The organism is Paenibacillus sp. FSL R10-2782, assembly GCF_038592985.1.
Classification (GTDB): Bacteria; Bacillota; Bacilli; order Paenibacillales; family Paenibacillaceae; genus Paenibacillus; species Paenibacillus terrae_C.
In genome coordinates this window covers 3856806-3870550 of record NZ_CP151951.1, presented here as the reverse complement: position 1 = coordinate 3870550, position 13745 = coordinate 3856806, and the positions used below count along the sequence as shown (strand labels likewise).

12 protein-coding genes are annotated in these 13745 nt (G+C 46.1%); 10 read left to right on the top strand and 2 right to left on the bottom strand.

Annotation, left to right across the window (positions count from 1 at the left end):
- The first annotated feature begins 139 nt into the window (after positions 1–139).
- The 4 genes from NST83_RS17510 (at position 140) to NST83_RS17495 (ending at position 4218) form a co-directional block, all read left to right on the top strand.
- Positions 140–673 carry a hypothetical protein gene (locus NST83_RS17510; protein WP_342415092.1) on the top strand — a complete coding sequence of 178 codons (534 nt, stop codon included), beginning with the start codon at positions 140–142 and terminating at the stop codon, positions 671–673.
- Between the two features lie 169 nt (positions 674–842).
- Positions 843–1553 (top strand): response regulator transcription factor, encoded by a 711-nt coding sequence (locus tag NST83_RS17505; RefSeq protein WP_137063933.1) that lies wholly within the window; start codon positions 843–845, stop codon positions 1551–1553.
- Positions 1554–1555: 2 nt separating this feature from the next.
- Positions 1556–2935: a HAMP domain-containing sensor histidine kinase gene (locus NST83_RS17500; protein ID WP_137063932.1), complete on the top strand. Its 1380-nt coding sequence runs from the start codon at positions 1556–1558 to the stop codon at positions 2933–2935.
- A 215-nt stretch (positions 2936–3150) separates the two neighbouring features.
- A complete protein-coding gene (locus NST83_RS17495; RefSeq protein WP_137063931.1) occupies positions 3151–4218 on the top strand; it encodes an ABC transporter ATP-binding protein in 1068 nt (355 codons plus the stop codon).
- Positions 4219–4365: 147 nt separating this feature from the next.
- On the opposite strand, the gene NST83_RS17490 is transcribed toward NST83_RS17495, so the two are convergent.
- Both NST83_RS17490 and NST83_RS17485 read right to left on the bottom strand, forming a co-directional pair.
- Entirely contained in the window at positions 4366–5649 is a 1284-nt protein-coding gene (locus NST83_RS17490; protein ID WP_342415091.1) for a pectate lyase, read from the bottom strand.
- Between the two features lie 632 nt (positions 5650–6281).
- The gene (locus NST83_RS17485) at positions 6282–6695 is read right to left on the bottom strand and encodes a DUF4183 domain-containing protein (RefSeq protein WP_342417986.1); all 414 of its coding nucleotides are present in this window, start codon (positions 6693–6695) and stop codon (positions 6282–6284) included.
- Positions 6696–6887: 192 nt separating this feature from the next.
- Here NST83_RS17485 and NST83_RS17480 point away from each other — a divergent pair, with 192 nt between their 5' ends.
- From NST83_RS17480 to NST83_RS17455, 6 genes are all read left to right on the top strand, one after another.
- Positions 6888–7472, top strand: a complete 585-nt coding sequence (locus tag NST83_RS17480; protein ID WP_342415090.1) for a TetR/AcrR family transcriptional regulator — start codon at positions 6888–6890, stop codon at positions 7470–7472.
- 75 nt (positions 7473–7547) lie between these two features.
- A complete protein-coding gene (locus NST83_RS17475) occupies positions 7548–8129 on the top strand; it encodes an NAD(P)H-dependent oxidoreductase (protein ID WP_342415089.1) in 582 nt (193 codons plus the stop codon).
- A 294-nt stretch (positions 8130–8423) separates the two neighbouring features.
- Positions 8424–9314, top strand: coding sequence for a sugar ABC transporter permease (locus tag NST83_RS17470; protein WP_137063927.1), 891 nt, complete (start codon positions 8424–8426; stop codon positions 9312–9314).
- 22 nt (positions 9315–9336) lie between these two features.
- Complete coding sequence (locus NST83_RS17465; RefSeq protein ID WP_137063926.1) at positions 9337–10206, top strand: carbohydrate ABC transporter permease; 870 nt, start codon at positions 9337–9339, stop codon at positions 10204–10206.
- Between the two features lie 47 nt (positions 10207–10253).
- The gene (locus NST83_RS17460) at positions 10254–12008 is read left to right on the top strand and encodes a histidine kinase (protein WP_342415088.1); all 1755 of its coding nucleotides are present in this window, start codon (positions 10254–10256) and stop codon (positions 12006–12008) included.
- 9 nt (positions 12009–12017) lie between these two features.
- The gene (locus NST83_RS17455) at positions 12018–13625 is read left to right on the top strand and encodes a helix-turn-helix domain-containing protein (RefSeq protein ID WP_342415087.1); all 1608 of its coding nucleotides are present in this window, start codon (positions 12018–12020) and stop codon (positions 13623–13625) included.
- The last annotated feature ends 120 nt before the right edge of the window (positions 13626–13745 follow it).

Below are 13745 nucleotides of genomic sequence, written 5' to 3'. Positions count from 1 at the left end.
ATTGTTATAGCGTGTAGCTCGTGTGTTTTCAAGATACAGAGCTGCACGCTTTTTCATATACTTTTCACATATTTGCTCCACAATTATCCCGAATTCTCCTGATAAGCTAAAGATACTTTAAAGGAGAGGTGATACAATCATGAAAAAATGGACTAAAAATGTAGCAGCCGTATTGACCGTAGTAAGCGTATTGGGAGGAGCAAGCAGTGCATTCGCCGCTACAGCAACTCCAGCCACATCAACTGCACCAGCAGCGAAAGCATCGGCGGTCGCAACCCCGGCAACTAAAGCACCTGCTGTAAAAGCACCTGTGACAAAAACACCTGTGGTGAAAGCACCTGTTAAAAAATCTGCAACAGTTCATAAAGCAACAACTAAAGCAAAGAAAGCTCCTGCTAAAGCAAAGAAAGCTTCTGCCAAAAAAGCAGTTTCCAAAAAAGTAGCCCACAAAGCAAAAGCAGTAAAAGCGAAGCATCGTACCGTTAAACATCATGTGAAAAAACATCATGCTGTAAAAACAAAAGCAACTGCCCACAAAACCGCTGCACGTCATGTTGTAGCTAAAAAAGTAACCCACAAAGCTCCTGCAAAAGCTGTAGTAAAAACAGCTCCAAAAACAGCAGTAAAAACAGCTCCGAAAGCAGCGGCAAAAACAGTAACAACCAAGAAATAAGGTTGAAACGTAGTTAGTTTTCAGCTCGCCTGGCATATACAGCAGCGATTCATGATAAGAAAAGACGGGACCGGGAACGGTATACCCGTCTTTTGTCTATTTCGCCAGGCTTCTGTTAAGCTTATAGAGAGGATGCAAACATCCAGAACAACGGCAAGGGGTTATGGTCATGACAAAAATAGTAGTGGTGGATGACGACGTGTTCATTTTGCAATTAATATCGGAGTATTTAAAAAAAGAATCCTACGAGGTAACCTCCTTCTCCAGCGGCAAGACCCTGGTAGAGCATATTCGTACCGATCATCCGGATTGTCTCGTTCTCGATATCATGATGCCCGGAATTGATGGGCTATCCCTGTTGACTCAATTGCGGGAATTTACGGAAATGCCGATTATTATGATCTCCGCGCGAGGTGAAGAAAGTGATCGTATTCACGGGCTGGAGCTGGGCTGCAGTGATTTTCTAACCAAGCCCTTTAATCCACGGGAGTTGGTTGGGAGGGTCAAAGCGATGCTGCGATTGAGCAAGGTCGGAATGTCTGCATCGGATGATAAGAGACCCGCAGGAAGCGCAGAAGTATGCCGTGCGGGCAATCTGTGTATTTTTTCAGATTTTCGTAAGGTCACGGTGGATGGACAAGAGCTGAATTTGACCTCACGTGAATTTGATCTGCTGCTGTTTCTTTCGAATCATTTGGAAAGACCTTTTGGCAGGGAGCATTTGATTCAGCAGGTATGGAGCTATGATTTTATAGGTGATGTGAGGGTCGTGGACGATCTGGTCAAACGGATTCGTAAAAAGCTGGCGGAATACCACTCTACACTCGTTATTAATACCGTTTGGGGCTTCGGATATAAAGCAACGGTTCAGGAGCAATAGCCATGCGAACGATGAGAGCTAAAATACTGCTGTCTCTATCCGTCGCAATGCTCATTACCGTCTGTATTACGGTGATTTTGTTCATCAGACTTATCGACGATCTTCTTGTAAATCAGGCTAAATCCAAGCTTCATGAACAGGCACGCAAAGCCGTCCATATTATGAGCGACGGAGGCTTTGACCGACTGGATAAAGCTGAATTGAACTATGTTATCAAAGGTGTGCTTTTGTCTGCCGATTATTTTATTTTAAGCACGGATAACCGCATCATCGACTCCAGCATCTCTGGAATGGATGGCAAGAAGATCGAGCGTATGCTTTTAATCCGCCAGGGGTTTTTTGCATCCGTTCATCCGTCTGCCCATGATCTGGCTGCTGTACATGAAGGCGTTGCTGTGCTTCAGGGTAAAAAGATACTGTTTACAAATGAAGAATTGCCGGGACAACCTTTTCGTATTTTTGTATACTCGCCTTTGTCTTCTTTAAGAGCGCTGTATGTCCCATTAATGAAAACCACCATACTGTCGATCGTGGCAAGCTTTTTGGTGATTCTCGTCATTGGGCTGATGGTCGTTTCACGACTAGTACGCCCTCTCAAGAGATTGAAGGAGGCTGTAGGCAACTACGAGCCGAATCAACCACAGGATAGTGATTTTCCGCAAGCGGACAAAAGCGAGATTGGCGAGCTGATCGGTACCTTTCATTCCATGTCCACCCGTATACAACAGCATCACAACGGTCAAATTGAATTTTTGCAAAATGTGTCTCACGAGCTAAAGACACCGTTAATGTCCATTCAAGGATACGTTTACGCCATTCAAGATCAGGTGGTGCCCCAGGATGAGGGGCTTAGTATCATTAAAGTGCAGTCCCAACGATTAATTGATATGGTGGAAAAACTGCTTCAGCTATCGAGGCTGGAGGCGTTGAACGAGGAATGGCCTGTCTCTCTGATTGATCTTAGAAGCATGGCAGAGGACGCTGTCCATTTGTTGATGCCGGTGGCTGCCGAACGCTCGATCTCGCTTCGCGTGGAGGGGGAGGGCCTGCATGTGGCTGTTCCGGCCGAGCAATTATTCCGTATAATGCTGAATTTGTTGCAAAATGCGGTTCGACATACCTCTACGGAGGTTGTCATCCATTTGGAGGCGGGAACGACACCGGAGGTCGTATGGGTAATCCATGTGGATGACGATGGAGAAGGTTTAACTGAAGAAGAGGCGGCGGAGGTGTTTGGACGATTCTATACCGGCTCAAACGGTGTTACAGGTCTGGGATTAGCTATTTGCCGCCAAATTGCCTCCCGGCTGAACGGAGAACTGATCTGCACACGCTCGCCATTGGGTGGAGCACGGTTCAGTTATATACAACGCATGTTATAAATGAGTGCAAAAAATGGTTAAAAATGATTGTTTTTTTGGATAAACATCCCGTATATATAACATAATATGATAGGTTTTAGGTATTATTGCAGATATAGCTTGACTGGCGGGTACTAAACTGAGTAAAATTAATCGTATATACCTTGACTCTTGAACGTCGTTTTTTTAGATAGTGGTCAATAATAGTGGTTAATAATGAATGAAAGAGTGATGAGATGAACCGCCTTTTGGAAGTGAAGGACTTAACGATATCTTTCAAGACCCGCCAGGGACTAGTGCAGGCCATTCGTGGCGTAAACTTTCATGTTAATAAAGGAGAGACGCTGGCGATCGTGGGCGAATCCGGCTCAGGCAAAAGTGTAACCTCACAGGCTGTAATGAAGCTGATTCCGACCCCTCCCGGTATTTATCAGAAGGGTCAAATTATTTTTGATGGACAAGAGCTGATTCATAAAACGGAAAAGCAGATGCAGAAAATTCGTGGTAAGGAAATCGGACTGATTTCTCAGGACCCGATGACCTCGCTTAATCCGACGATGAAAGTCGGCAAGCAGATCACGGAAGTGCTTTTCAAGCATGAAAAAATATCCAAGGACGCTGCTCACAAACGTGGTATTGAGCTGCTTAATCTGGTAGGTATTCCACATCCAGAGCAACGATTTAACCAATATCCGCATGAGTTCAGTGGTGGTATGCGTCAACGTGTCGTTATCGCGATGGCATTGGCCGCCAATCCCAAGCTCCTGATTGCCGATGAACCGACGACTGCACTGGATGTAACGATTCAAGCTCAAATTTTGGAATTGATGAAGGATCTTCAGAAGAAGATCGACACTTCCATTATCTTTATTACCCATGACCTCGGTGTTGTAGCGAAAATGGCGGATCGGGTTGCGGTTATGTATGCCGGACAAATTGTAGAAACGGGTACAGTTAATGAAGTTTTCTATAACCCGAAACATCCATATACATGGGGACTTCTCGCTTCCATGCCAAGCTTGGACAGCCACGGTCAGAAGCTGGCAGCGATTCCGGGTACCCCTCCTGATTTGCTTCATCCGCCTGTAGGGGATGCTTTTGCAGCCCGCAGTGCTTATGCGATGAAGATTGACTTTGAGAAAGAGCCTCCGCTCTTTCAATTATCCGACACACATTTTGTGAAATCATGGCTGCTGCATCCGGATGCGCCTGCGGTTGAGCCGCCAGAAGCGGTAAAAGCCAAGCTTCGCAAGCTGGATAATGCATTTGAAAAGCCGGTTTTGGTAGAACAATACGGCGGTTAATGTGTAATATAGTTTGTAAATAAACCGAGTTAAAATAAAAGAAGGGCTGTTCTCTCCGTGGAGGAATCTACGGTGGGAACAGCCTTTTTGGTGTGAAGCCCCAGGGTGTGAGAGCCTGGGGCTATTGGAGCTGGCGGGGCAGTTTTTTTACAGCTTGCCGGAACCGGCTTGGGAAGTGACTTCTGCCTTCACGCTGGCGGATGGAGAAATCTTATCGTTCAGCGATGGTTTCCAGCCTACAGAGGAGCTAAGGCCCGCGCTGGAGCCTGCATTTACGGCTTGTCCATTCAGGAGAGTGCCTGTGTCGGACAGGGCGGTGCCTCCAAAGACAGTTACGATTTTAGCTGCGGACAAACCTGCAACGTCGATGACATTGTTTTCAGCAAAAATTTTGGAGGATTTACCTGCGCCCCAAATATACAGCGAAGGATATTCGGAGCGTTTTACATCACCTGTATAGTAATTGTTGTACAGATGGACTTGGCCATACCGCACGCGTGGGGTGCGTTGTACCGTGTTTTCATAATAATTGTGATGCAGGGTTACACGTAAAGCCCCTTCATCTGCTGTTTTGCTGTCGCTGTTGCCAATAATTGATGTTTTATCATGATCGTAAAAGTGATTGTAAGAAACAGTAACCAGATCGCCTTGGTTAATCACATCGAGAAGTCCATCATGATGCTGATATTCTTGACCGTAAAAGGTACCGTTTTGGCTATCGGGACGAGTTCCATCATTGAAGGTATTGTGGTCTACCCATACATGTGTGGCGCCATTAACTGTAATGGTGTCATATTCCGAATTCCAGTTGCCTGTACTACCGTCCGTTGGGTCCCACTGAGGGAAATAATCGTAGGCATCCTGAAATTCAATATTACGGATAATGACGTTGTCTGTCCCTTTTTTCAGTTGGAAGTTTGCACCGTTAATCACGGCATCGCTACCAAGACCAACAATCGTTGTATTAGACGGAATATCAATGACGACACGACTGGCCTGATTTTTCTGTGAAGCTTTACGCGCGTCTTCCAATGTACCGGAAGGGACTTTTTTACCCCAGGTGGACGGGTCATACGCTTTGAGGTATGCGTCGAAATCATATTTAGGGTCCTTGTAATCGTTTAATCCCAACGGCTTGTTATTGTCATCCACGTTGGCATTGATCTTGCCTTTGACATAAATGATTTTAGGAGTTGTATTACTGCTTTTACCCAAAGCATCCACAAGTTGTTTGCGATTGGTTACGGTGAAAATATTGGAAGCTGTGGCTGCAGATCCGCCTGTTGTGCCTGTAGAAAAGGCTGCCCATCCGTTCTTGCTGCCGAGCACCTCCTTACCAATATCGCCTGCCGCATGAGCGGGTGTGCCAAGAGGAGCAAGGGTAGTGAACAGCAGAGCTGCTGCAATGCCGAGTGAAAATCTCTTTTTCATAAAGTTACCTCCGTATATTGGGTTATTGGAGTAGACGAACGAAGGGAGTCCCGGGTGCTCCTGTGGTTTCTACTTTTCTATCATACTTCGTGTTCCAGTATTTGTTAATATAATAAAAGTTACATACTAAAATATTTGTCGAAAATTTTATATAATACAACATACCCCTACTTTTTTTCATTAATATTGTAATTAGACTAATGAAAACGTTAACAATCACATGGAATGGAAATTGTATATATGAATATATGGAATTGTTTTTGTATTTTTTACTCAGAAAATCATTATTTACCGTATTCGGAATTCTCGATTTCCATGGAATATTAATGGGAAACCAACAAGCTCCACACTATAATCCAAATTAGTAATTATTTCAAATTAAGCATGGTAACCACAACACTAGCAATAGGTCTTACACTAGGCCAATGGAGGAGAGCATGGATTAGCTGAAAATGTTAACGTTCTCAATATAACTCGTCCCCGCTATGACCGCCTCGGCAGCTTCCTCATCTACCCCACTCCGGTGCGTTCTTTTGCTATTTTGCCTTAATCATAAACAAGGAAAGGCCGACGCAGATATGAATATCTGTGTTCGGCCTTTTAGAGTCAATAAGGGGAGTGTATAGCTATCCTCAAGTAGTAATAGTGACGGTAGGAGCAGAGATAGTAGGTTGAGTTGTGATAGTGGATGTGGTAGAGCTGAAACTTGCTATTTCGACGGTAACTGGAACACCTACTGATATGTCGGTTGTGTCAAGAACCAGACTTGCAGTTGTTAGGGTGGATAAGGAACTTTGCTGAAGTACGCCGTTAATATACACATTAAGAGTTTCAGCAGCCGCTACTGCCGGAAAAGCAACGATCGGAGCTCCAGAGTCATCTGTGAATTCTCCTGCAAGAATAGTTGTTACTGTTGCTCCGATATCCCCAGCTGTAACCGCGGCGAAGAAACGGGTCGTGCTTGGAGCGATAGTAGTTGTTATGACACCACCGCTTGCGACTGGAGCTGTAGAAACCGCTGTTATAACAGGTTTTACTATTGGCATGGTTTTCAACTTCTTTCTGTTTGATTGAACCATTTGCAGGTTCATAATCAACAAATGATTTTGAACCTCTTTTTGAAACGGCATATGAACCTTTTTACTAATAATAGGGTGAATGAAGGAAGCCCCATTTTCCTTTTTCGCCTTGCATAAATATCATTTGCAATTTAGTTAGTTATCACTTACTATATGCTTATGAACAAGAAAACACATGTAGATAGCAAGAAGAAGGATATTATGCAAGCAGCTATGCGCTTATTTGCAACCAAAGGCATCGACGGCATTTCTGTCAAAGAAATCGGGGAGGCTGCCGGTGTGACGGATGCCGCGATTTATAAGCATTTTAAGAGCAAAGATGCGATGGCCTTGGAAGTATTCGGGCAGTATTGCAACAGCTACACTACGTTGATTGACTTCTATCGCAAGCAGAGCGGGAGCTTTATTAGCCGTTTTCATCAACTGGTGGACGAGGTGCTTGTGATGCACGATGAAGATCAGTATGGTCTGCTTCTATTATCACAGCATCATGAGCTGTATGTAGAGGCAAGCCAAAGCTCGAATGTCCGGCAGCCACTGGATGCATTAGTCGAATTTATTGAGCAGGGGATTCAGCACGGAGAACTGCCCAAGCAGGATGCCCAGCTATCTGGTGTGCTCATTATTGGGGCCATTACACGCTTGTCCGTGTCCAGTCTGGAGGGTGAATTGCCGCCGCAGCTTATTCCGTTTGCAACGGAGGTCAAGGAACGTTTAACCGCTTTATTAAGTCAAGGTCAGTAGTGACCTTTTCTTTTTAAATATAAAGTTAGTGTTTTCTAACTAAAAAATAAAATATGAGGGTAGGAAGTGGCTCGAATGTCTAAAAAGATATTGGTTATTCAAGGAAATCCGGTCGCTGGCAGTTATGGAGAAGCGCTGGCTCAATCTTATGTAAAAGGAGCGGAAGCTGCGGGGGCAGAGGTGCGTTTATTGCAGTTGTCTGCGTTGGACTTTAATCCTAATTTACTCGGTGGTTATCGCAATAAATTGCCGCTGGAGCCGGATTTGATCATGGCTCAGGAATCCATTAAGTGGGCAGAGCATCTCGTTTTCGTCTTTCCGATCTGGTGGGGCAGCTTGCCCGCATTAATGAAGGGTTTCATTGATCGTACCTTTATGCCAGGATTTGCGTTTAAGTATCAAAAAGGGAAATCCGTGCCTGACAAGCTCTTAAAAGGCAGAACGGCCCGCCTCATCACAACGATGGATGGCCCGCACTGGTATTACCGATTTTTCCAGGGACAGCCTGGGCATCGAATGATGAAGGATTCCACGCTGCATTTATGCGGTGTCAAACCGGTGCGTTCTACTACCATTGATCTCATGAATAAATTATCAGATCAGCAGCGCAACGATGGGTTGAGCAAGGTCGAGCAGCTAGGACGAAGCATGAGCTAAGTTTTCATGATGAAGGGATCGCCTGATTCCATTGCTGGATTTAATGAATCAGTGGGGACAGGATCATCAAAAGCTGAGAGCTGCATCGGAGTAGATTGGTTAATTGAATAGGGTGTAGCCTAACAGCCTCTCTTTGAAGTGAAAGAGGGGCTGTTTTTGGTACGTCCGACAGGGCTACATCTGGGAAATGATCCGGCGAAAGTAACATTCTCCCCTTTGAATAGTTGAATTCCCTATCCCGTCCTGTTTTTCGTTCCCTCTATAATCAAATTAAAGATTCTAGGGGGGCATTCGATGAAACTGAAAAAAGTACACGCCTATGTGTTTGTATTCCCGAGCTTGTTTCTGACCCTTGTGTTTGGCATTTATCCTCTGCTTTGGGCACTTCGCTATATGTTCTATGATTATCAGGGCTTCGGGACGCCAGTTTTTATTGGCCTCGATAATTTTGCACGAGTTCTGCGTGACCATCAATTCTGGTCCTCTGTCGGAAATACCGGGATTTACGCTCTCGGCAAGCTGCTCATCACCATTCCAATGTCTCTGGTTTTGGCTATTATTTTGAATCGTAAGTTAAAAGGGCGTTCCTTGCTGCGGGCGATTTATTATGTGCCCACGATTTTCAGCGCCTCGGTGATGGCCATCGTCTTTTTTATTATCTTCAACTCCTACAACGGAATTTTGAACCAACTGCTGCTCAAGTATCACCTTGTCTCTGCCCCTATTAACTGGCTTGGTGCCGATCAAGCCATGCTGACCACCATTATCATCGCCATCTGGGGCGCTGTGGGCAACTACATGCTACTGTTCCTCGCTGGTCTTCAAGGCATTCCGAACGACCTTTACGAAGCGGCTTCGCTTGATGGCGCTAATGAGTTCCAGAAGCTTAGGTATGTGACGATTCCGATGCTGGGACCTGTTATGCAGATGATCATCATGCTGGCTATTACCATCTCCCTCAAGGGCTATGAGAGCATCATGGTGCTGACCGAAGGTGGCCCTTACGGAAAAACAGAGGTAATGTATCTGTATCTGTTCAAGCTGTTGTTTCCGGTGTCGGCTGAAAGCCAGTCACTCCAGCAATTGGGTTACGGTAGTGCGGTCGGTTTCACTACCGCGTTGCTTGTAGGGGGAGTTACGTTCATTTACTTCCGTATTTCCAAGAAGCTGAATGATATTTACTAGAAGCAGGCAGGAGGAAAACAGAATGAATCATACTCATACCAACCATACCTTATCCCCGAAGCTGGCACGCTGGACTGGCAAGACAGTGCTCTGGGTGTTCCTGCTCACGACGGCCATTCTAGCGATATTCCCGATTGTCATCGTGGTACTCGGCTCGTTCAAGACGAATCAGGAGCTGACGAGCAGTGCAACCATCTGGCCACAAAGCTGGCACTTTTCCAACTATGTCCAGGCCTGGGAAAACGCCCATTTCTCCCGCTTTACCCTGAACAGTATTTTTGTAAGCGTTGCTACGACAATCGGTATTCTGCTGGTCGCGTCCATGTCCGCCTATGCAGTGAGCCGGGTACATTTTATCGGCAAAAAGGCATACTCCCTGCTCATGGCATCTACTCTGTTTATCTCCATCGGGGCTGTGGTGCTGCGTCCGCAATTTGACTTGATGGTCATGCTTGGTCTGAACAAGACGCTGTGGGGCATCATCATTATACTGGTCAGCGCACATGCCACCTGTTATTTCATGCTGATAGGATTCTTCAGAGGTATTCCCAAGGATCTTGACGAGGCAGCGATGATTGACGGCTGCAACTTTTATTCGGTGTATTGGCGGATTGTGCTCCCGTTGCTGCGGCCTGCGCTTGCCGTTGCCGGGCTCTCAGCCTTCCAGGGCTCATGGAATGAGTATATTTTGCCACTGGTGTTCACGATGAGTAATCCGGAATTGCAGACGCTCCCAGTAGGATTGGCTAATCTTCGGTACGGTATCGGAGCCGCCGCGGAGGTTCAACTGATGATGGCTGGCGCCTGTCTATCCATTCTGCCGCTTCTGGTGGTCTATGTGTTCGCCAGTAAATCGTTTATGCAAGTTACTGCCGGTGCTGTCAAGGGGTAGAGTAACTGGGGTTCTATTGATACAATGGGCTTCAAGGAGTGGTGCCAATGAGTTTCAATTTCTACAAGCTTTCTTTGAAGAAAAGAATTCAACTGCTATTTATTTTCCTGGCCATATTGTGCATCAGCGTGACGGGTATCTGCTCCTATCTCTTTGCCGCTCGAAGCATCGAGCGCAATGCCTTGCAGCTTAAGCAGGGAATTTTGAATAAATCGGTGCAGGTGATGGATGAACATCTCAGGCATATTGTAGTTTCGTCTTATTCCTTTATGCTGAATGAAACGTTCAATCAGGTGATGAAGGATGTGCGTAACAATAACGCCGTCAACTATTATCAGAATCTGTCCCTGCTACAAACTTCGCTTGCCCAGTTGAAGCTGGTGGAACCCTTGATTGATACGGCTTATCTGAACACGCCAATCGGTGATTTCTTCTCCACCAAAGATTTTCCCGACCGGACGAAGCACTTTTCAGAAGAATATGGAGCCTATACGAAGCAGACAGGCTGGAATACCTTGTGGCTGGGAGCCCATCGCAATGAGCTGTTTCAATGGAAAGGTAATGTGCTGTCGTTGCTGCTAAAGCCGACTGTGCTGGACAATCATTATATTCCGAATGTATACATGGTTGTGAACATGAGAGAGCAAGCTATGCGGGCCATTCTGGAGCAGGATCTGATGAATAATCAGGTTCAGCTTTTTTTGCTACAAAAGGATGGAACGATGGTGATCCAGCCCGAAGCCCGGCAGTATGATTTTAATACAGAACGGGAGTTTATCGACCATTTCAGCAGGGGAGGAGAAGGGGATTTCCATTATACGAATGCCAAGGGAGAAGAATTGCTGGTCAATTACAACACACTGTCCATGAATGAGGATTGGGTGATGGTCAGCATCCAGTCCAAGGCCGACCTGCTGTATCCGCTGAACAAGATCCGCTGGCTGATCATTTTGATTATGCTGTTATGCATTGTGCTTGCGCTTATCTTGTCCAATCTGTTGGCCTCCGCTTTATTGAAACCGCTTCATAAACTGCAAAGCTTGATGGCCGAGGTGGAATACAATGATCTGAATGTGCGGTTTAACAGCAGATATGAGGATGAGGTGAGCACTGTTGGTCATACATTTAACCGGATGCTGGATCAGATTCAGTTGCTAATTCAGGAGGTGCGGACTTCGGAGCAGGACAAGCGTAAATCTGAGGTTAAGGCGCTTCAGGCGCAGGTTGACCCTCATTTTTTGTATAACACGTTGAATACTATTTTTTGGAAAAGTGAGAGCGGTGAGAAAAAAGATGTCAGTGAGATGATTGTCTCCTTGTCGCTGTTGTTCCGGCTAGGACTGAACAACGGGAACGATATCACTACCTTGAAACAGGAAATTAAACATGTCGAACAGTATTTGCAATTGCAGCAAAAATGTTATGAGGACCTATTTACGTATTCGATTCATGTTGAAAATCCATCATATCTTTCCATTCCAATGCTGAAAATACTACTTCAGCCACTGGTGGAGAACTCCATCCTGCATGGGTTTCGAGACAAGGCCGCTCTTGGCAATATCTTCATCAAAGTGTACGGCCAAGGCGAGTTCCTGCTGCTACAAGTGACTGACAACGGCTGCGGAATGGATGCCGGGCAGATGGAAAAGGCTGTATACGAGCATGATGCGGGCCGCAAGGGTTATGCGCTCTCCAACCTTCGCAGCAGGCTCAGCCTGCATTACGGAGAGTCGGCATCCATTACGTTCAGGAGTATTCCTGACATCGAGACGACCGTTACCATCACAATCCCGTTCATGTAGGAGGTCAGTATGGATCATTTGACGATGTGTGTTATGGATGATATTCAAGCCGTTGTAAAAGGAATCTCTGCGACCATTCCATGGTCGGATCACCATATTGAGGTTGTGGGTACCGCAGGTGATGGCGAGCGTGGTTGGACTCTTCTGCTGGAGAAGGATCCAGATATCGTCATCAGTGATATCCGGATGCCGAAGCTTAACGGTTTAGAGCTGATGAGGCGCGCTTATGACCAACGTTTACGTGCCAAGTTTATTTTTATTAGCGGTTATTCCGATTTTAGCTATGCTCACGAAGCGATTAAGCTTGGCGCTTCTGATTATTTGCTAAAACCGTTCACCTCGCCGGAAATTCTAGAAGCAGTCTTGAAAGTGAAAAAGGTGATCGAATCTGAACGGACCAAGTCGGAGCAGCTCAAGCAGTTGGAGCAAAAAATGGACGCCAGCCATTTACAGCTCCGCCAGGATTATTTAACCAGTCTGCTTCGGCAGGAAACAGGTGGACGCCTAAGCGATAGCCGTTGGAGCGATCTCAATATTAATCTGGATGCTGGTACACTAATGGTCATGGCCATCGAGATGGACTGCTATACGGAATATGGCTACACCCTGCATCTTGACGACAACGAAATCATTCCCTTCGCGATCAAAAATATTTTGGACGAGACGCTGAATTGCCATACCCGGGGTGTTGTGCTGCATGAGAGCAAGCAGCGGCTGGCAGCCATCTTTAATCCGCCAGATGGGATGGGAACTTCAGAGCTGCTGGAACTTTGCCGGGAGAATGTGGAGAAATTCAGCAAAAAAACCGTTTCGATTGGCCTGGGCACGATGGCCCGGGGACCGAAAGAAATTCATACAGCGTTTGTGCATGCCGCCAAAGCGCTGGCTTACCGTTTTTACAGCGAGGGCAATTGTGTATTTCGGTATACGGAACTGGCGCAGGAGGATTTTGCAGCTCCAGACTACCCTGTGGAGAAGGAAAAGGAATTGCTGTATGCGCTGAGATGCGGAAATAAAACGAGCTGTCACCTTATGATTGACGACATTTTCCATCAATGGACATTGTCCCACAAATTCCCGGAGCCACTGGCTATGATCCGCTTATTGTCAGGGCTCGCTTTCGCCATGTACCGGGCATTTTGTGATGAGATCACCGAGGAAGAACGCATCCAGTTGGAGGCTGACTTAACAGCGCTGGAGGAGAACCGTTCGTTGACCTTCGGCGGCTGGAAGAGCTATATCAATCATTTCAGCAGTAAGGGCTGTGAATTTGTGGAGAAAAAGCGGCTCAGGGATGTTACGCAAGCAATCCATCGGGCCAGGGAATACATCCGCCTGCATCTCCAGGAGAATTTAACGCTTCACAATTGCGCCCGGGCGGTTCATTTAAGCCCAAGTTATTTTGCAAACGCCTTCAAGAAGGAGACGGGCATGACCCTGATTCAATATATTACTAAGATGAGAATGGAAAGAGCGAAGGAACTGCTGATTGCAGGGGTGCAGGTGCAGGAAATTTCACTGATGCTCGGATATGAGGACCGTCCGTATTTTAGCGGCCTGTTTAAAAAGTATTGCGGCATGACGCCCACTAGTTTCAGGCAGATGTATTTGAAATGAACAGGAAGCCGGGGACAATCATTTTTTCCCCCATACAAAGTTAAAATGTCCCTCACTCCCGTGAAAACGGAACCACTATGATTACGTTAACGGGTAACCGCAGAGGTTGTCTGGAAAAAC

Excerpts from the sequence above, each read along its gene's own strand:
- NST83_RS17510 (WP_342415092.1), top strand. The coding sequence starts at position 140 with ATGAAAAAATGGACTAAAAATGTAGCAGCCGTATTGACCGTAGTAAGC.
- NST83_RS17505 (WP_137063933.1), top strand. The coding sequence starts at position 843 with ATGACAAAAATAGTAGTGGTGGATGACGACGTGTTCATTTTGCAATTA.
- NST83_RS17500 (WP_137063932.1), top strand. The coding sequence starts at position 1,556 with ATGCGAACGATGAGAGCTAAAATACTGCTGTCTCTATCCGTCGCAATG.
- NST83_RS17495 (WP_137063931.1), top strand. The coding sequence starts at position 3,151 with ATGAACCGCCTTTTGGAAGTGAAGGACTTAACGATATCTTTCAAGACC.
- NST83_RS17490 (WP_342415091.1), bottom strand. The coding sequence starts at position 5,649 with ATGAAAAAGAGATTTTCACTCGGCATTGCAGCAGCTCTGCTGTTCACT.
- NST83_RS17485 (WP_342417986.1), bottom strand. The coding sequence starts at position 6,695 with ATGCCAATAGTAAAACCTGTTATAACAGCGGTTTCTACAGCTCCAGTC.
- NST83_RS17480 (WP_342415090.1), top strand. The coding sequence starts at position 6,888 with ATGAACAAGAAAACACATGTAGATAGCAAGAAGAAGGATATTATGCAA.
- NST83_RS17475 (WP_342415089.1), top strand. The coding sequence starts at position 7,548 with ATGTCTAAAAAGATATTGGTTATTCAAGGAAATCCGGTCGCTGGCAGT.
- NST83_RS17470 (WP_137063927.1), top strand. The coding sequence starts at position 8,424 with ATGAAACTGAAAAAAGTACACGCCTATGTGTTTGTATTCCCGAGCTTG.
- NST83_RS17465 (WP_137063926.1), top strand. The coding sequence starts at position 9,337 with ATGAATCATACTCATACCAACCATACCTTATCCCCGAAGCTGGCACGC.
- NST83_RS17460 (WP_342415088.1), top strand. The coding sequence starts at position 10,254 with ATGAGTTTCAATTTCTACAAGCTTTCTTTGAAGAAAAGAATTCAACTG.
- NST83_RS17455 (WP_342415087.1), top strand. The coding sequence starts at position 12,018 with ATGGATCATTTGACGATGTGTGTTATGGATGATATTCAAGCCGTTGTA.